Annotated in this window: 19 protein-coding genes and 2 tRNA genes; 4 read left to right on the top strand and 17 right to left on the bottom strand. The window is 52.0% G+C overall.

Features of this window, described 5'->3' with window-relative positions:
* Positions 1–5: 5 nt before the first annotated feature.
* Entirely contained in the window at positions 6–743 is a 738-nt protein-coding gene (locus QWI17_RS11660; protein ID WP_302722679.1) for a dienelactone hydrolase family protein, read from the top strand.
* A 61-nt stretch (positions 744–804) separates the two neighbouring features.
* Here the strand turns inward: QWI17_RS11660 and ybiA are convergent, their stop codons facing one another.
* The 3 genes from ybiA to QWI17_RS11675 all read right to left on the bottom strand — a co-directional run bounded on the left by ybiA (position 805) and on the right by QWI17_RS11675 (position 5,242).
* On the bottom strand, positions 805–1,278 hold the full coding sequence (ybiA, locus tag QWI17_RS11665; protein ID WP_302722680.1) for a riboflavin biosynthesis intermediates N-glycosidase: 474 nt from the start codon (positions 1,276–1,278) through the stop codon (positions 805–807).
* Positions 1,279–1,333: 55 nt separating this feature from the next.
* Positions 1,334–3,493, bottom strand: coding sequence for a pyrroloquinoline quinone-dependent dehydrogenase (locus tag QWI17_RS11670; protein WP_302722681.1), 2,160 nt, complete (start codon positions 3,491–3,493; stop codon positions 1,334–1,336).
* Between the two features lie 129 nt (positions 3,494–3,622).
* Positions 3,623–5,242: a protein adenylyltransferase SelO gene (locus QWI17_RS11675; RefSeq protein ID WP_302722682.1), complete on the bottom strand. Its 1,620-nt coding sequence runs from the start codon at positions 5,240–5,242 to the stop codon at positions 3,623–3,625.
* Between the two features lie 146 nt (positions 5,243–5,388).
* Here QWI17_RS11675 and QWI17_RS11680 point away from each other — a divergent pair, with 146 nt between their 5' ends.
* Entirely contained in the window at positions 5,389–6,144 is a 756-nt protein-coding gene (locus tag QWI17_RS11680) for a proteasome-type protease (protein WP_302722683.1), read from the top strand.
* Here the strand turns inward: QWI17_RS11680 and QWI17_RS11685 are convergent.
* From QWI17_RS11685 to QWI17_RS11695, 3 genes are read right to left on the bottom strand one after another with little or no spacing between them, the layout of a single operon-like run.
* Positions 6,074–7,123 carry a zinc-binding metallopeptidase family protein gene (locus QWI17_RS11685; RefSeq protein WP_302722684.1) on the bottom strand — a complete coding sequence of 350 codons (1,050 nt, stop codon included), beginning with the start codon at positions 7,121–7,123 and terminating at the stop codon, positions 6,074–6,076. The genes QWI17_RS11680 and QWI17_RS11685 overlap by 71 nt on opposite strands.
* Positions 7,120–8,073, bottom strand: a complete 954-nt coding sequence (locus QWI17_RS11690) for an alpha-E domain-containing protein (RefSeq protein WP_302722685.1) — start codon at positions 8,071–8,073, stop codon at positions 7,120–7,122. Before QWI17_RS11690 ends, QWI17_RS11685 begins: the two co-directional genes overlap by 4 nt.
* Positions 8,073–9,521: a circularly permuted type 2 ATP-grasp protein gene (locus QWI17_RS11695; protein ID WP_302722686.1), complete on the bottom strand. Its 1,449-nt coding sequence runs from the start codon at positions 9,519–9,521 to the stop codon at positions 8,073–8,075. Before QWI17_RS11695 ends, QWI17_RS11690 begins: the two co-directional genes overlap by 1 nt.
* Positions 9,522–9,794: 273 nt before the next feature.
* Here QWI17_RS11695 and QWI17_RS11700 point away from each other — a divergent pair, with 273 nt between their 5' ends.
* Positions 9,795–10,061 (top strand): hypothetical protein, encoded by a 267-nt coding sequence (locus tag QWI17_RS11700; RefSeq protein WP_302722687.1) that lies wholly within the window; start codon positions 9,795–9,797, stop codon positions 10,059–10,061.
* Here QWI17_RS11700 and QWI17_RS11705 read toward each other — a convergent pair.
* Positions 10,021–10,848, bottom strand: a complete 828-nt coding sequence (locus QWI17_RS11705) for a class I SAM-dependent methyltransferase (protein WP_302722688.1) — start codon at positions 10,846–10,848, stop codon at positions 10,021–10,023. The genes QWI17_RS11700 and QWI17_RS11705 overlap by 41 nt on opposite strands.
* A 44-nt stretch (positions 10,849–10,892) precedes the next feature.
* A complete protein-coding gene (locus QWI17_RS11710) occupies positions 10,893–11,543 on the bottom strand; it encodes a YiaD family glycine zipper/OmpA-like lipoprotein (RefSeq protein ID WP_302722689.1) in 651 nt (216 codons plus the stop codon).
* 182 nt (positions 11,544–11,725) lie between these two features.
* Here QWI17_RS11710 and QWI17_RS11715 point away from each other — a divergent pair, with 182 nt between their 5' ends.
* Positions 11,726–12,241 (top strand): leucine-rich repeat domain-containing protein, encoded by a 516-nt coding sequence (locus QWI17_RS11715; RefSeq protein WP_302722690.1) that lies wholly within the window; start codon positions 11,726–11,728, stop codon positions 12,239–12,241.
* On the opposite strand, the gene QWI17_RS11720 is transcribed toward QWI17_RS11715, so the two are convergent.
* The 9 genes from QWI17_RS11720 to queE form a co-directional block, all read right to left on the bottom strand.
* A complete protein-coding gene (locus QWI17_RS11720) occupies positions 12,238–12,501 on the bottom strand; it encodes a PilZ domain-containing protein (RefSeq protein WP_302722691.1) in 264 nt (87 codons plus the stop codon). The two genes, QWI17_RS11715 and QWI17_RS11720, sit on opposite strands and share 4 nt — an antisense overlap.
* 60 nt (positions 12,502–12,561) lie before the next feature.
* Positions 12,562–13,347, bottom strand: a complete 786-nt coding sequence (locus QWI17_RS11725) for an MBL fold metallo-hydrolase (protein ID WP_302722692.1) — start codon at positions 13,345–13,347, stop codon at positions 12,562–12,564.
* Between the two features lie 24 nt (positions 13,348–13,371).
* On the bottom strand, positions 13,372–14,532 hold the full coding sequence (locus QWI17_RS11730) for an NlpB/DapX family lipoprotein (RefSeq protein WP_302722693.1): 1,161 nt from the start codon (positions 14,530–14,532) through the stop codon (positions 13,372–13,374).
* Between the two features lie 20 nt (positions 14,533–14,552).
* The gene (gene dapA / locus QWI17_RS11735; protein ID WP_302722694.1) at positions 14,553–15,428 is read right to left on the bottom strand and encodes a 4-hydroxy-tetrahydrodipicolinate synthase; all 876 of its coding nucleotides are present in this window, start codon (positions 15,426–15,428) and stop codon (positions 14,553–14,555) included.
* A gap of 125 nt (positions 15,429–15,553) precedes the next feature.
* On the bottom strand, positions 15,554–16,621 hold the full coding sequence (gene nadA / locus QWI17_RS11740) for a quinolinate synthase NadA (RefSeq protein ID WP_302722695.1): 1,068 nt from the start codon (positions 16,619–16,621) through the stop codon (positions 15,554–15,556).
* A gap of 160 nt (positions 16,622–16,781) precedes the next feature.
* A tRNA-Lys gene (locus QWI17_RS11745) sits at positions 16,782–16,857 on the bottom strand.
* Positions 16,858–16,932: 75 nt separating this feature from the next.
* Positions 16,933–17,008, bottom strand: a tRNA-Lys gene (locus QWI17_RS11750).
* A 201-nt stretch (positions 17,009–17,209) separates the two neighbouring features.
* The gene (gene queC, locus QWI17_RS11755) at positions 17,210–17,884 is read right to left on the bottom strand and encodes a 7-cyano-7-deazaguanine synthase QueC (RefSeq protein WP_302722696.1); all 675 of its coding nucleotides are present in this window, start codon (positions 17,882–17,884) and stop codon (positions 17,210–17,212) included.
* Positions 17,885–17,901: 17 nt separating this feature from the next.
* Positions 17,902–18,552 (bottom strand): 7-carboxy-7-deazaguanine synthase QueE, encoded by a 651-nt coding sequence (gene queE, locus QWI17_RS11760; RefSeq protein ID WP_302722697.1) that lies wholly within the window; start codon positions 18,550–18,552, stop codon positions 17,902–17,904.
* Between the last annotated feature and the right edge of the window lie 33 nt (positions 18,553–18,585).

Consider the following 18,585-nt stretch of genomic DNA (forward strand, 5'->3'; position numbering starts at 1 on the left):
TCACCATGATCATTAAAAACGAAATCGTTGATTTACCCACCGCCACAGGTACCATGCGAACTTACGTCTACCGCCCGGTGGAAGATGGGCAATACGCCACGGTTATTTTTTACTCAGAAATATTTCAACAAACAGCCCCGATAGCCCGCTCTGCGGCTATTATCGCCGGGCATGGTTTTGTTGTGCTAGTGCCTGAAGTCTTCCACGAACTGAACCCTGTCGGCACCGTATTAGCGTATGACGAAAAGGGGAAAGACAAAGGTAACCACGATAAATTTACCAAGCCCCTGGCCAGTCACGACAGTGATACCGAAGCGATGATTGACTTCGCCGACCAAGCCAGTTTCTGCAACGGTAAGATTGGCAGTATGGGGGTATGTATTGGCGGTCATCTGGCATTTAGAGCGGCGCTCAATCAACGCATTGGGGCGGCCGCCTGCTTATACGCCACAGACTTACACTCCAATACGCTGCCGGCCGATGATGCCGACCAAAGCCTGGCCAGAGCTGGCGATATCAACGGAGAATTATTAATGGTTTGGGGACGACAAGATCCGCATGTTCCCGACGCCAATCGGGCCGACATCAACCAGGCTCTGCGAGATTCAGGCTGTCTATTTAGTTGGCACGAAGTGAATGGCCAGCATGCTTTTATGCGCGACGAGGGAGTGCGCTACGATCCAGAGCTCGCACTAAACTGCTATCGCTTATCGGTAGATTTGTTCCGCAGGGCATTGGCGTAAAGTTGACCAGGAGCCATTTGGAGGACGAACATGTCCGATGGCCCTTAGTAAGTGCAACGGGTTAACTCTCGGATTTCAACAGGCGGAGCTTGTCGCGCACATTCATCAGTATTTGGCCATAGTGGTTAGTACCACGCTTATCGCGGCCGCAGCCCCAGAAGTAATCAAATTGACTGTCCTCAACGAGCATCTGTTCTTGCGTGGCTAATAGTAAGCTGGCAATTTCCGGGTGGGTTCGCATTTTTATATAAACCGCTCGCGTCATCACGGTCAATTCGACTTGCTTCCAATCTGGTCGTTTTTTCTTAAACCAGCCCCCACCTACTTTACGAGCCTGTCGTGCAGTCTTTGCAGCTTTCACAGCGTCTTTATCGGACGCATTGTCGAACTTCATCGCCTGATAATAATGCTCAACGGTGGGCCAGTATTCGCCATCGAGCTCAAAACCATGCTCGGACACACGGCTCCATCCGTTCGCGACATCATCCATTGAAAAATAATGGGCATCTTCTTTGGCGCTGATGAATAAACTCATACTAGGCTTACACTCTCATTAAATTACAAACTACCCGCTTTGCGAGCGGAACTGCTTACGGCGCTGTCAATCTAAAAGCGATATAAGCATCGAAAGAAGGGGTACCCATTTTGCCACCACCAGTGGCCAGAACGACATATTGCTCACCGCCAATGCGATAAGTAGCAGGGGTGGCATAACCGCCCGCCGGCAGTTTAGTTTGCCATAATAGTTGCCCTGTGTGGCGATTGAAGGCGCGCAACATTTCATCCCGGGTTGCAGCAATAAAGACTAAATCGCCTGCTGTTACTAACGGACCGCCATAGTTTTCCGCACCTGAGCCCAACGGTGCATCGGGCATTTGTCCCAGCGGCACTTGCCAAAGGTACTCACCCGAGTTTAAGTCAATCGCACTCAAGGTTCCCCAGGGGGGTGTGGTCGCAGGATTGCCCCGGGCATCCACCAGCCGGTGATAGCCATTAAATTTGTAGGGTACCTGCTTGCCGTGAGATGCCGTCGATTCCTTCTGTTCGACACTATTGGGCTGCCAATTCATGGGCTCATTTTGCCACAAATAGGTCAGCAACTGCTGCAGCTGTTGGTCATTTAGCATGGTATTCGCGGGCATAAACCCGCGCCCCGCGCGTACCAAACTAGCCACATCTTGCGCAGCATAGCGTTCGTGCAATCCACCCAGCGCAGGGGAGCGCTCATCACCTTGCCTATCCTTACCATGACAAGCCGAACAGTGAGCGCGATAGACATCCTGACCGCCTTGCACCTCGGTATCCAGCATAGAGAGAGACGCCACCCAGGGCATTTCATTGGCGTTTACGTAGATAACTCCGTCCGGGCTTGTGGCAGCCCCACCCCACTCTGCGCCACCATCGAATCCCGGAAACATAACAACACCCTTTTCATCGAAAGGAATAAATGGTTTGCCCATAGTCAATTTTGATACCTGTTCACGAATAGAGTTGCCGTCGGAATCACGCACGTCCCGAATATCTTTCATGCTCAGTGTCTGCCGGGTAAAGGGGGCGGGTTTTAGCGGTACAGGTTGAGTGAGCCAGGCTTTTTCACCGGCCAGGTCCGACTTTGGAACAAGCCTTTCTTCGATGGGAAACAGGGACTCCCCGGTCAACCGATCAAATACAAATAACCAACCAGATTTTGTCACCTGAGCGACGGCATCAATGGTTTTGCCGTGATGCTCCACTTGCAGTAAATTTGGCGGTGCCGGTAGATCCTTGTCCCAAATATCGTGATGTACCGTTTGAAAGTGCCACAACCGCTCACCGGTTGCAGCATTAAGCGCTAGCAGAGAATTAGCAAATAGGTTTTTACCGACTCGATCACCGCCCCAGAAATCGAACGCCGCGGAGCCTGTGGGAATAAAAACCATACCTCGCTCTTCATCTAAGCTCATACCCGCCCAACTGTTGGCGCCGCCGGCATACTGATAAGCCTGCTTAGGCCAGGTGTCATAGCCGAACTCGCCAGGCTGGGGAATGGTGTGGAAAATCCAGGCTAGTTCCCCGGTACGAACGTTGTACGCTCGTATGTGGCCTGGGGCTGCGCCCGCGCCTTCACCCACACGGGTACCTTGTATAAGAAGGTCTTTGTAGACAACTCCGGGGGTGGTCGCGCCGACAAACACTGAGCTGGCATCGCGACCGAGACCTTTGCGCAAGTCGACACTACCCTGTTCGCCGAAGCTCTTAACTAAGCCACCATCGGTGGCGTTTATCGCATGCAACTTGGAGCCAATAACCACAAATAAACGCTGGTCATCACCATCGCGCCAATAAGCTAAACCGCGCGCATTCCCCAGCGATCTTGCGGCACTTTCATCATCCACCAAGGTGCCGTGTTGGGCCGGATCGAACTGCCAGAGTTTACGGCCCGATGTGGCATCGAGCGCGAAAACATTAATGCGCGGCGTCAGGCCGTAGAGTACACCGTCAATCACCAACGGATTGGTTTGAATCTGCGCTTGGGTTTCGCTCCACAGACCACCTGTACGATATATCCAGGCCACCTCCAACCGATTCACATTATTCGTATTGATTTGATCGAGTGCGGAATATTGGCTGCTGGACTTATCGCCTAAATATACGGGCCAGTCCACATCAGGCAGTGATGCAGCAGCCCGGGAATGAGTAGGCGCAGCAATGATCGCGACCCATAGGCTGAGTATTGCCAAGCACTCGCCACAACTGACTCTTTTTTCCATAGTAAGTATCACTCCCGTTATTTTTATGGCTCTCGTTTTCAAAGTGTGACATCACCCAAGTGAACTGTGCTGTGAGTGTTGTTCTCACCTACCAGATGGTTTTTACCAAGTGCGTTAATCACACAGCTATCAAGAACTACACGACAACATGGAGCATCCGGGTTTTACTCTGGCCCATTCAGGCCTTTTTGCCGCATAACAGTCAAACTCAGGCTGATCGTCATAGGGGTTTCTCAGACAATTCAGTAAACGATTCACTTCGCTATAGTCACCCTGCTCCGCCTGCTCAATCGCCACTTGCGCCAGATAATTGCGCAGCACGTATTTTGGGTTTACCGAGTCCATACGCGCCTTGCGATCCCTTTCGGATTCCCCGGCCAAGCTCAATGACTCCTGAGTACGCCGCAAATAGCGGGTAATCCACTCACAAGTTTGCTGGCGCACCGCGCTGGGAACATCAACGTAATAGGCATCATGCAGCGGGGATAGGCTGGCCCAGTCGACACCGGTTGCGAGCAACGGCACGTCAATTTGAGACAATCTGCGAAAAAAGAGGGTCATGTCCGTTTCAGTTTGCTGGAGTAAGGTCAATAAGTCTTCGATTAAATGGCCATCTTCATCGCGGTATTGGGCCAAACCCAGCTTGGCGGCCATATCTGCGCTACGGGTATCGGCAAATACCTCGCTATAACGTTCGAGGGCATCCTCCAGCGGCTTTGCTTCGCCTACCAAGGGGTAGATTGCATTTGCCAGCCTGACTAGATTCCACAGGCCTATGTTTGGCTGCGCGCCATAGCAATAGCGGCGGCCCTCGGCATCTGTGGTGTTTGGGGTCCAGTTTGGATCGTACCCTTCGAGCCAGCCGTAAGGCCCGTAATCAATGGTATCCCCAATGATGGATAGGTTATCGGTATTCATGACACCGTGAACAAAGCCTACCCGCATCCAGTCGGCCATCAAGCGTGCGGTACGCTCAACAATCTCAGTAAACCACCGAACATACGTATCACAACCTATTTCACCGTCCATTAGCTGTGGATAGTGCTCGGTAATGGTGTAATCCGCCAATTGCTTAAGCAGAGCCTGCTCGCCGCGATGGGCAAAGATTTCAAACGACCCAAAACGTACAAACGACTTCGCCACACGGCACACGACGGCCCCGGGTTCCCGCTGTGGGTGCCCGTCATAGAACATATCACGAGTCACCGACTCGCCGGTGAGCACCAAACTGAGGGCCCTTGTGGTGGACACGCCCAAATGATGCATGGCTTCGCTGCATAAAAACTCGCGCACCGAGGAGCGCAGCACCGCCAATCCGTCCGCATGGCGCGAATACGGGGTTCGTCCCGCGCCTTTAAGCTGTAACGACCAGAGCGTATCCGCGGCGCTCACTTCGCCTAGATTAATTGCGCGCCCATCCCCCAGCTGTCCCGCCCAGTGACCGAACTGGTGACCGCCATAGCACATGGCGTAGGGTTGCATATCCGGCAGTAGCGTTCGGCCAGAAAATACATGACTGAACGCCTCTGATTCGCACTGTTGTGCAGGCAGGCCCAGCAGTTGGGCAACCTCGGCAGCGTAAACCACAAGCTTGGGAGCCTTAGCCGGTCGTGGTATTGCATCGCTATAACAGGCCCCCAGCACCTCGCGGGAGCTGTGATCACCGCTGTGATCGCCCGGTAGGGTGTCGGCAAAGCGATTTTGTATGGGCAGGCTTTTCGCCAACTGGGCAAGTTCTCGATCTAGCATATGGCCCCGTGGTAGTTGCATGTGCGGGCATTGTAGCACCTTGCCGGGATTGGCTTTGGCATGAAAATCTTCCAAAACGGTGCTTGACGGCGCCCGGTTTCAAACTTAACCTAACCGGCCTTTTTACTGTTTCGGCTGACCAATTTATGACATATTGCGTTGCTATTACCATGGACGCTGGCCTGATATTCTGTTCTGACTCCCGCACCAACGCTGGAGTTGATCAAGTCAGCACATACAGCAAAATGTTCCATTACAAGGTATCCGGTGAGCGTGAATTCGTCGTGTTATCAGCGGGCAACCTGGCCACCACTCAGGCTGTCGTGTCGCAAATTAAACGAGACATCCGCGATGATGCCTCTACCAGCCTCAAAAACTTGCCTGATATTAGCGAAGCCGCGAGCTATCTCGGCGAGATTAGCCGACAAGAGCAAGAAAAACATTCCGGTGGTGGCGGTCCCAATGCCGGCGCGAGCTTCGAAGCAAGTTTTATTCTGGGCGGCCAGGTCGAGGGAGACAAGCCCCGATTGGCCATGGTCTACCCCCAAGGCAACCATATCACCACATCAAAAGACACCCCATATCTGCAAATTGGCGAAAGCAAATACGGCAAACCGATTCTTGATCGCATTCTGAGCCGTACCACCTCACTGGAGGACGCGTCACGTTGCGCCCTGGTTTCGATGGACTCCACCATGCGCAGTAACTTAACAGTCGGCCCACCGATAGAGCTGGCGGTATACGCTACCGACAGCTTTAATTTGACCCGATTCCGCTTTGACGATGACGATGAATATTTGCGCGAACTGAAAAAAGCGTGGGATCAGTATCTTATTGAAGCCTTTGACCGGTTGCCACCATTGCAGTGGTCTGATGCTCAATCACCCGATGAATCAGCTTGAGCTTCTCGGTAATCTTTGGCGTGATAACAAACGGGTAGGCGTCGGGTAACCCCATACTTCTATTCAGCGCATTGAGCTTTACCGACAAAGCCAGCCACTGCTCGATCGCTTCGCCAGCATCGACCCGGCCATTCTTTTGCAGCGGTTCTACCAGCTTGAAGTGAATGGCGGTGTCCAGCGTATCAAGAATGTGTAGATAGTGCGCCCAAGTTTCTGCCCAATCCTCAAGCGGGTGCGATTGTGCGTATGAACTGATATACGCCGACTGCCAATTTTCCATCTGGGGTTGCTGATAGTGCGCCTTCAGCGCTTGCTGATAATCCAGTTGAGGGTTACCAAACAACGCTTCGAACGGAGCACGCCAAGATGTTCTGGCCACCAACATTTCATAGTAGTAATGACCTATCTCGTGACGAAAATGGCCCAAAATTGTACGGTAATGCTCCCCTAGCTCCTCTTTCACTCGCTCCCGGTAGGCGTCGTCAGCTTCCGCTAGATTGATGGTAATCAATCCGCTGCTGTGTCCGGTAGCAACGAAACTCTCTGCATAATTAGGATTAGTGCGGGCATCCTCTAAAAACGCAAACGCCAAACGCACCGGAGCGTGCTTGTCGCTTTGAATCGGCAAACCCAAACTAAGCAATGAGTAGATTAAGTGCCTTTTGGCCGCCTCCAACTTGCTCCAGCGATTGATATTTTCCGCCGACACCAGGTCGGGAACGGTTTTGTTGAGTCGACATGATAAACAGTAGCGATTTTTTGAGCCCTTTTTAACCAACCAGTTACACGCGTTAAAGTCGTAATAGTTTTGACAATAATTAAAGTCTTCGCCGCTGTCGCTGCGTAACCAACCATCCGTTTTCGGGAAAGCTCGCATAATCAACAGATTGGGATCGAAGCCAAGTCGGCGCTCACAACTTAAACACCGATTGTTAAAAAAGAATATGCGATTGCCACACTCGCATTGAAAGTCTTTCACTGAGTCACCTGAACCTGCGGCAAAAACCAAGTATCCGCAATTTCTGAATGAACTTCACCTATACTCGATTGAATCGAGTCGATGTACTCGTGTAAGCCTGATTCGATCAGCTGAAGGATATCCGCTGTCTTTAACTGTCTGCGAACACTCGCCAATACACGTTGGGCATTGTCGCTGTTGGGCAACCGATCAAATGCCTCGCTAAGCTCACTCAGGCAGTGTGCAACAGACCGGGGAAATAGAGAATCTTGCACCAAAAACATCACTACATCTTCGGCATTAACGCGGTCCAATACATGTTGGCGGTACATTTGATAGCCACTTAACGACCGCAACACGCTCATCCACAAAATGTTTTCGAATGGCTCATTGGCTTCAGTTTCCTCTAGCGCTTTGGTCAGTATGCGGCTAGTGCCCACATCAACAATACGCGAGGTCATATCGGCCCGCTCTAAATTTCGGCCGAGCCGAAGAAAACTATAGGCATCGTTATGGCTCATACAACCGGCCAGCATACCGGTAAATTGCTGGACCTTTTCAATAACCTCTTCCAGTAACGCCTGCCGTTCACCTCGGGCGGCCCCTTTAGGGAACCGATCTTTGAGATAAAGGTACAAGTCATTGACTAGCGTATACACCTCCGAGGGCAGAATTTCGCGGGTAATTCGCGCATTCTCCCGAGCGTAGGTGATGGAGCTCATCAACGAGCTCGGGTTATTCATATCGGCCAATAAAAACCGCATGACGGCACGCTCATCGGCGCTGTCCAAATCTCGCCGATAAAAATCACTGCCACCACTAATATCTACTAACGTGCCCCAGCCGACACTGACACCACGGGGCAAATCCAGCAACAACTTGGTGTTAACGTCAACCAGTCGCGCAACGTTTTCACAGCGCTCCATATAACGTCCCATCCAATACACTCGCTCGGCGACTCGTGACAGCATTACTTATCCTCCTCGGCAACGATCCAGGTGTCTTGACTACCACCGCCCTGACTGGAATTTACCACGTATGACCCTTTGCGCATGGCAACGCGGGTTAAACCCCCAGCGGTTACACTACTGGTGCGCCCCTGTAACACAAAAGGGCGAAGATCCACATGCCTGGGCTCAGCGTTTTTGCTATCAATAATCGGATTAGTGGATAACGCAATTAAGGGCTGCGCCATATAGTTTCGAGGGGACGCTTTTATTCTCGCAGCAAATTCTTCGCGCTCTTTTTTTGTGGATTGCGGCCCGATCAACATGCCGTAGCCACCGGACTCATTGGCAGGCTTTACCACTAACTTATCAAGGTTTTCGAGCACGTGATCGCGCTGTTTTTTGTCGATGCATAGGTAACTGGGCACGTTCGGAAGAATCGGTTCTTCGCCCAAATAATACTTAATCATGGCGGGCACAAAAGTGTATATAACTTTGTCATCGGCCACCCCCGCCCCCGGCGCATTGGCAATGGCCACATTGCCTTTAAGCCAGGCACGCATCAAGCCGGGAACCCCCAGCGCTGAATCAGGATTAAACGCTTCCGGATCAAGAAAAAGATCATCAATACGCCGGTAAATGACATCAACTCTGGACAAACCATTGATCGTGCGCATAAACACATGGTCGTCTTCGACCACCAGATCGCTGCCCTCAACCAACTCCACGCCCATTTGCTGAGCCAGATAGGAATGCTCAAAGTAGGCAGAATTGTAAATTCCGGGGGTCAGCACAACCACTTCCGGGAATTCCAGCGGTCGCGGAGATATAGCGGCCAGTGTGTCAAACAGTTGGTTGGGATACTCAGTCACCGGCAGAATGTTGTGATTCTCAAACAACTCAGGAAAAACACGCTTGGTAACCTTACGGTTTTCCATCATGTATGACACCCCTGATGGAACCCGTAAATTGTCTTCTAACACGTAAAAACTACCGTCGTTATCGCGAATCAAATCGCTACCACAAATGTGCGCCCATACCCCAAAAGCGGGCTTCATACCAACACACTCTGGACGAAAGTTAACAGAGTCGGCCAACAGCTCAGCTGGCAGGACTTTGTCCTTGATGATTTTCTGCTCGTTGTATATGTCGTCAATAAAACAGTTTAAAGCGGCCAACCTCTGAGTCAGGCCACGCTCTGTTTTTTTCCACTCTTTCTGCGAAATGACGCGGGGGATAATATCAAACGGCCAGGCTCGATCAATGTTGCCCGCTTCAGAGTAGACCGTAAAGGAGATTCCCATGGTCTTTATGGCCAGCTCTGCCGAGTGTTTACGTGCGGCAATATCTTCACTGGAAAGACTGGCCAGATACTTAGCCAGGTTGCGGCTTACCTTACGCGGATGGCCGGGAGAACTGATTAATTCATCGTAAAACTCGCCACTTTCATACTCTCGCCAATCGATCTGCATTGAATCTCCCTCATGCCACGAATATGGATTGCGAACTGAATGCACGGATCACTCTAACACGATCATTCACATCTGCGTTTTTTTACACTACAGGTAGCATAAGTCAGACCACAGTGCATGGCAAAACAAACCCGGTATTTCTGGCAATTTACCGCTAACACTGTGGCGCAGGTGCCTTGAATTGGTTCAATAACAGAAAATACTGCGCTATTTAGCCCCAATCGATCGCATCTTGCGTATAGACGTTGATTCTGCTTGCTTTATAATTGCGCCATGACAGCAAAAGATCGGTTTAACAAGTTCATGCAAGCGCCATTTGCAATCTGCTACAAGCAGTTTCGCTTAGGAGCCATGATCTTTTTCTGCGGTATGGTGACAATCTATATTGCCTCGCAAAGTATGGAGCCCTCACTTCAGCAAGAGCTCATCACTTTACTGGGCGTGGTCGTGGTAGGTATAGGCTTCGCAATTGCCATGCTGGCGCAAGCGCGCATACTGTTCAGTCGTTTGTATCACTTTTGGCACGATCGTCGCCATTGAGCACGTCCGGCATTTTCTGGAGCGCGTACACGTCAAACCGACTGGACTTGCCTTCCAACGAGTAGTTAGGTTTCATATCAGCCAGACACGGAGCCTTGCGAGGCCGTTTAACCACAACCCGCAAACGTGCCAGATTCAGCGCAAGCTGTATTAGTTCACCTGCATCGGGGTCGTCGCCCACCAGCGTGTGAAATGCCCGCATCTCTTTCTTTACTTGTGCCGACTTCTGTCTTTGTGGAAACATAGGGTCGAGATAGACAACGTCAAACCTCTCGGGGCCTGACATGAACGCGCGAGCATCTCCGGCTTCCAATTTCATCCGTGCAACAATGCCAGCTAGTGTCGTGTCACCTGTGAGCTGTGCTCGAGCGAGGCCATCGTGTAAGAGTGCATGCACCATAGGATTGCGCTCCAACAAATGAACCGAACAGCCCAGCGTCGCCAACACAAAAGCATCTCTTCCCAACCCTGCGGTCGCATCGAGAATATGGGGCTTTACGCGCGCCCCAATACCGCAGGCCTTAGCAATCATTTGTCCTTTACCGCCACCGAATTGGCGCCTGTGGTTTACCGCACCACTGGCAAAGTCACATTTGACCGGCCCCGGCGCCTTGCCACCTGTGTGAGCAAGCTCGACGCCCGTTGGGGCAAACACCAATGCAAAATCGGCGCGCTCTATTTCACTGGGGGATACATCGAGAAGCAACTCCACTTTGCAGGATTGGGCAAGCCGAGCGGCCTCTGGGCGGCGGTGGATATCATTGCAGATGACGACAACGTGAGACATAGAGAGCTCCTTAGCCCTCTATATTATCAAACAGGACCACCTATTTACGACTGTGGTATTAAGTCGATTTCGACACGGCGATTTTGCGCTCGCCCTTGTGCTGATCCGTTACTGGCAATGGGGTAACGCGGGCCATAGCCTACCGACTGCAATCTGTTGTAGGCGACATTCCCCCGGGCAAGATACTCTTTTACGCTCTGAGCCCGCCTTTCACTCAACAGCTGGTTGTACTGTGCAGAGCCAGTAGAGTCTGTATGGCCACTGATTTTCACATTGGTTTTCTTGTACTCACGCAGCACTGCGGCCACGGATTGTAAAACTTCGTGAAACTCGCTGCGAATCGTATACTGATCGGTGTCAAAGGTGACGTTCCCCGGCATAATCAGCGAGATGGTATCTCCCTCACGACGCACCTGAACCCCACTGCCTTGCAATTTTTGGCGCAACGCAGCTTCCTGTCGGTCTTGATAATGACCGATTCCGCCACCTATAGCACCACCGGCCAGAGCCCCCGTCAACGCGCCTTTCTCGCGGTCTTTTTTACTGGACGAGGCGACCCCAATGGCAGCACCGGCGACCGCCCCCACGATAGCGCCAGTAGTCGCATTCGACGTTTTTTCCTCGCCGCTGTATGGATCAGTGGTGGTGCAAGCGGTTACCGCAAAAAGCGTGGCACATACAATTATTTTCTTCATATTGACTCCTACATACTGCCAATGTTGTTAATAGCGCTGATGGTACAATAAATCCATAGCCAGTATCCGAGCACTTGTTAACACAACAGCCGACCGTAAATGTTGTTAGTGTTGCCAAACGCTTGTGCCACAATGGCAAAGTACGGCTTAACCGAAACTGAACACTACGAGCATCATAACCTATGTCTAAACTTACCCAGGCTCTCTGGCTACTTGCCACTGTCATTCTCGCGGCCTGCTCAGGCTATGAAGTCTCCTTTAACGACAATGTTCTTTACACGCCCAAAGAGTTACTCAAAGACGTTGAGGTCGCCGACCGCAACCTAGAGCTTTGTATTGTACAAACGATCAAGGATGAAAAGATTACTAATGTGGCGCAATTGACAAGGCTACGCTGCACGCACGCGGGGATCGTATCGCTGGCGGGACTGGAGCGTTTCTACGCTTTAACTGAGCTGGACTTGTCTGACAACGAAATCACTGACATTGAGGTGCTAGAGCGACTCGGCAAACTAACAATGCTTCTGCTCGATGGCAACAACATTCGAGAGGCAGCACCTCTGCTGCGCCTGCTTAAACTCACCGAGCTTACGCTTGGGGAAAACGAGCAGCTAGCGTGCGAAGAGCTGAATAAGGTGGAAACACAAATCAAACAAAACAACGGGACCATCGAGTATCCATTGCATTGTCAGCACTAAACCGCAAAGGTTAAACCCACGGAGTTGCGAAACTGGCGGACCACGCGCATAGCAACGGGCTCCGAGTTGATTGGGCCAACAACCTTGCGAAACATCACATGGACAATCGTACCCACAGGTGGGCTGGGTTGATTCTCGACCGTTACCTGAGCACCACCATCGGAAATGTCTGTGGTGAAACCGATAATCGTACCGATGCCCGGGTGGGTCATCTCAACCCGAATGCTACGGCTAGTCCGCTCATGCTGGCGACGCTCCATGGCAGCATTTTCTCCTCTATTGTGGCATAGAATGTTGTTCATTTTTGAATATAGCAGATTTCAGGCAAGCGCCGCGCTGGTTAATGGCGCGCGCAACTGAATCCAGCCAAACCCCTCATCCTGACACGCGTATTGCACTCTCGCCACCGACTGTGTGACGGGGTCGAGTACAGCGCGAGCAGCGGCAAGCGAGTTATTCTTCTGGCTAATATGGGCAATCACCAACGCTTGCAGCTTGTCAGTATCTACACGCGCCAGGAAACCAGCCGTCTGCTGATTGCTTAGGTGCCCCCACGCGCCCCCCACACGCTGCTTAAGCGATGGCGGGTACGGGCCACTGGCGAGCATCACCGGATCGTGGTTGGCCTCCAACAGCAGCGCATCACAGTCGCAGTAACGCTCCTCCACGTGGGGCGATATGCTCCCCAGATCCGTCAAGACACCGAATTTTATACCGTCACTGCAAAATATAAATTGCGATGGTTCACGGGCATCATGAGGCACAGGTACAGGTTCGACCTCAAGGCTACCGATACGAAAAGCCCGATAACCTTCAATCAAGCGCAACTGAGGAATAACACCTAAATCACGGCTGTGATAGGTGCCAGGTGTCATGTAAACCGGCAGCTGATATCGGCGAGCCATAGCCGCTATGCCCTTTATGTGGTCGCCGTGCTCGTGGGTGACAAGTAAGGCACTGAGGTCGCGGGGGCTGCGCTCTAGACGGGCCAGACGCAGCTCAGCTTCTTTCATACTGAAGCCGCAATCGAGCAACAGAGCTCCGTCACTCCACTCAATGAGTGTACCGTTGCCCTGACTGCCGCTACCGAGAGAGGCGAACCTCATAAAGCCCCCACGCCCAGCGGCGACTTAAATAAGATTGGTACGCAGCACAGTAAGCAACTCTCTCGCCAAATGGGGATCGAGGCGTTTGCCGTAAGCATCGCGCAGATGCACGGTATAGTCGCCACTTTCACCTTTGAGGAAGACAAGGTAGCCTGGTGCTTTCGGAAATTGTGTTTCTTTATTGGGCTTAGACAAGGGCGCTGTCTTAAAGTTATCTCCGGTCGGAACAACGGTCATTAATTGCGCTAATGTGTAGGGGCTCTCATGTATAACCTTGCCATCGCTGGCAAATAGCCCACTAAACCAACCCTCATCATCCTCTTCAACTTTTTCATAGTGCAGGTAATAGATGCCCTGCTCTACCGCGCTGTCGTAAATAGCAAAGCCATCTTGCTTCATAGCGTGGAATAACGTCGCTTTTGCACGCGCTTCGTTTAAGCGTATTTTCATCACCGGTTCGTTGGCCTCAACCACCAAACCCGACTTAGCATCACCACCAATGGCTTGCGCCAACAGCGACGTACCGCCAATCGTGGTATCGGCGGCCAGTGCCGCGGCCATTTCATCCAACAACCAAGACTCCCGCTCCTTAGATGAAGACTGCGCTGGCCATTCGGCCGACTCAGGCGGCTCGCTGCCTACAACGGATTGGTGCAGGATATGTATTTCACTGGTTTCGGGCTGAACGCCCTGATCAATTTGAACGCGATAGCGATCTGTTGTGCTTAAATCCGACTTGAATTGCAGCCAATGACTGTCAATTAGACCCCGACTGATATCGGCGCTTGCCACATCGACATTGTTTTCGTTGAGGAAACTACGCACCCTCGGCCATACTTCTCCGGGCGATACGTTCATCAAAATCCAACGTTCTTCGGCTAATCGCTGGATCTTGATGTTTTCCTGCATAAGGTTTGTCGCCAGTGGCTGCGGCCGCGGCACCCCTGCCCGGTATTCGGACTCTTCGTCGAACTCGCTTTCCGTGATCGGCGGTATAGGATACAGCTTACCCAGCGCCTGGTCGTTCATTCCCTCGGGCACTTTCATGGGCTCAATCTTATCGGCCTTTTGGTAATCACCATCGCGATTACGAAAATAAGCGTTATCTCCAAAGAAGACGCCACAACCGCCTACCAAGAAGGTCAAACCTAACACCGTAACCCGAAGGGCTATTTTTTTTATCATAGTGACTATTTCAAATCCGCTTAAATCAAATTGGCATGGCGTAAGGCTGCCCGCACTTGCTCGTGATATTGCTCCGACAAAGGCGTCAATGGCAGTCGAATTCCCCGCTCACAAACCCCCATTTGCGCCAGCGCCCACTTAACCGGGATCGGGTTGGCCTCTAAAAAAAGTGACTGATGCAAGGGCATTAAGTCGTCGTTAAGCGCCCGGGCTTCATCTGCTTTTCCGGCAATGGCCAACTCGCACATTTGCGCTAGCTTATCCGGTATGACATTCGCGGTGACAGAAATATCCCCATGACCGCCAAGAATCATCAATTCAACCGCCGTCTCGTCGTCGCCAGAGATCACCTTGAACCCCTCGGGGGCCGCATCAATGATCGCTTTGGCGCGATCCATATCGCCTGTGGCCTCTTTAATGCCGATGATATTGGGGATTTTCGCCAGCTCCAGCACCGTTTCTGGCAGCAAATCAACGGCGGTTCTGCCAGGCACGTTATACAAAATTTGCGGAATATCAACGGCTTCGGCAATGGCCTTGTGATGCAGATACATGCCCTGCTGGGTGGGTTTGTTATAATACGGGGCGACCAAAAGACACGCATCGGCGCCCACAGACTTAGCGCCTTCAGTCAGCTCGATGGCCTCAGAAGTTGAGTTCGCGCCAGTACCCGCGATAACCGGAATACGCCCAGCCACCCGGTCAACCACAAATTTGATTACAGCCAAATGCTCATCGACATCAAGAGTTGCTGACTCACCAGTTGTGCCCATAGCCACTATGGCGTGCGTCCCCTTTTCCAAATGCCAATCCAGCAAGCGGGACAAGCTGTCCCAGTCCAGACTGTTGTCATCGTGCATGGGGGTTACCAGGGCAACCATACTGCCTTGAATCATAGTTACTCCAAACTCGGAAGGTGCGCCGACTAGGGCGCTATTGCGGCCAGATGCAAGGTACAACGACCGCAGGTTAAACAATGGGCGTCATGTTACGCACCACCGAAGGTCGAGACAAGCGCCGCCTAACTCTTTTTAAACTCCAGCATACGTCGCAGTGGCCGCATGGCTTGCTCCGCTAAGGCTTCGTCCACAAAAATCTCATTGTCCGTGCGCTCGAACACATCCGCCAAATTATCCAGAGCGTTCATGGCCATCCACGGGCAATTGGCACAGCTGCGACAACTCGCACCACTACCGGCGGTTGGGGCCACATGAAACACCTTATCCGGACAACGTTGCTGCATCTTGAAAAAAATGCCTTGGTCTGTCGCCACAATAAATTCCCGGTTTGGCAAAGTTTCCGCCGCCTGAATTAACTGTGAAGTTGAGCCAACCACATCTGCCAACTCCACCACCGCCTGTGGCGATTCTGGATGCACCAGCACAGCAGCACCCGGGTAAAGCGCTTTAAGGTCTTCAATGCCCCGGGCCTTGAACTCCTCGTGAACAATGCAGGCACCGTCCCACAGCAGAACATCGGCACCGGTCTGTTTCTGCACATAGGCCCCCAGATGCTTATCCGGAGCCCAGAGAATTTTTTCTCCGCATTTATCAAGATGCTCTACCACATCCAGCGCGATGCTTGAGGTAACCACCCAGTCAGCACGGGCCTTAACCGCCGCCGACGTATTGGCGTAGACAACCACTGTTCTATCGGGGTGCTGATCACAAAACTCTGAGAACTCGTCGGCCGGACACCCGATATCCAGTGAGCATGTCGCCTCTAAGGTTGGCATTAACACACGCTTATGCGGCGTGAGAATTTTGGCCGTCTCGCCCATAAACTTCACGCCCGCTACGATCAACGTATCGGCGGGATGCTCTTTGCCAAAGCGAGCCATCTCAAGCGAATCTGCCACACAGCCGCCGGTCTCTTCGGCCAACTCCTGAATGATTGGGTCGGTATAATAATGCGCCACTAAGACCGCATTGTGCTGTTGCAACAACGCCTTAATGCGCGCTTTATAGTCACTCTTTTCCTGTTCGCTAAGTTGAGCATGAGGGTTAATGCCAGCCAGATGCTCAATCACAACCTGACGATCGGCAGCAAACGACTCATCAACATCGGCTTCAATAACTTTACTGGACATAATGTAACGACCCCAATTGCCCCACATCCTGTGCAGGACGGGTTGATCTGTAAACACGGCATTCTAACATAAGGCTCGCTGTATTCGTGCCGCTTGCCCGCTAACTGGCTGAGAATTAAGCAAAAAAAACGCCGAACCCACAGGGCTCAGCGTTTTTGAATGGTGGGTCGTGCGCGACTCGAACGCGCGACCAATTGGTTAAAAGCCAACTGCTCTACCAACTGAGCTAACGACCCATAAAAACTGTTTGTAACTTCGACGCATTCGTTGTCGACCGGCCCGCGGCGCTCAGTAACCGTTGACGATGAAAATGGTGGGTCGTGCGCGACTCGAACGCGCGACCAATTGGTTAAAAGCCAACTGCTCTACCAACTGAGCTAACGACCCGTCTGACCTTGCAAAGCCTTGCTTGTGGCGTCCAAATCAGAGGCGCACATAATAATGATTTAGTCAGAAAAAACAAGCAATTTTTTGCAATTCACCCGTAATAAACCACAACTGATCAATAACTTACCGATGCGGGCAGTTTTTCAGCGCATTTCCATCATGCCGGGCGCTACAGGCCTTCTCTGCACTAAGTTGCACAGCCTAGCGATAACGGGTTGGATCTATCACACCCGCCTGCTCGAATCCCACTTTACGCAGCCGACAGCTGTCGCATAAACCACAGGCACGGCCGTCGTCATCAGCCTGATAGCAAGACACGGTAAGACCGTAGTCTACCCCCAACGACAGGCCTCGCTGCACAATCTCAGCCTTGGTCAGGTCAATCAGTGGCGTTCGTATACTTAAGGTGTGCCCCTCGGTACCCGCGCGTGTCGCCAAATTAGCCATCTTTTCGTAAGCCGCAATATAATCGGGCCGGCAATCCGGGTAGCCTGAGTAGTCGACCGCGTTCACGCCAATGAAAATATCATCTGCGCCGAGGACCTCAGCCCAACCCAATGCAATAGATAAAAACACGGTATTTCGGGCCGGTACGTAAGTCACCGGAACCCCCTGTGTTGCATGCTCCGGAACGTCGATTTTGTCATCGGTTAACGCCGAGCCGCCAATGCTGCGTAAATCTAAATCGATAACTTTGTGCTCAACACTGCCTAGCGCTTTTGCGGCTCGCTCTGCCGCTAGCAACTCGGCGCGCATACGTTGCCCATAGTCAAAACTAATCGTGTAACAGGCAAAACCCTCGCTGCGGGCAATGGCCAGGGCCGTGGTTGAGTCCAAACCACCGGATACAAGCACAACGGCTTTTTTCTCGCTCATAACGACTCCATCAAATCTTAATGACCCGGGGTGTCATCCCACAAAAGTTTATGTAACTGTAACTGAAAGCGCACCGGCAGATTATCGTCGACAACCCAATCGGCAAGATCGCGCGGCTCAATTTCACCAAAGCTGGGCGAAACCAGCACATCGGCGACTCGCTCAGCCAGTTTGTGCTCATCCATCTTCAGGCGCGCCCAGTCGTAATCTTCCCGTGAACAGATCACAAACTTAATCTGGTCCCGACCGCTTAAATGCTCCAGGTTCTGCCAAAGGTTGCGATGGCTTTCGCCGGACCCGGGTGTTTTCAAATCCATAACTTTTACCACGCGCGTATCAACATTATCTAGCGCTATTGCACCGCTGGTCTCCAGTGACACTTGATACCCCTCATCACATAGCCTGGACAGCAATTCAGGCGTGCCGGGCTGTGCCATCGGCTCACCTCCCGTCACACAGATGTAGCGCGCCCTGTAAGAAGCAACCTTCGCCAACACCTGCTGCAAAGACATACGCTCGCCACCGTAAAATGCGTACTCACTGTCACAATATCCACAGCGCAGCGGGCAGCCCGTCAGTCGCACAAATACGGTGGGTAACCCCACGGTATTAGACTCCCCCTGCAGCGAGTAGAAAATCTCTGTAATTTTTACGCTTGGTTCACTCATTAAATCTTCGCTCAAATCAGGCGGCCAGCTTTC

Origin of the sequence: Gilvimarinus gilvus (assembly GCF_030518155.1) — a bacterium.
Lineage (GTDB): Bacteria > Pseudomonadota > Gammaproteobacteria > Pseudomonadales > Cellvibrionaceae > Gilvimarinus > Gilvimarinus gilvus.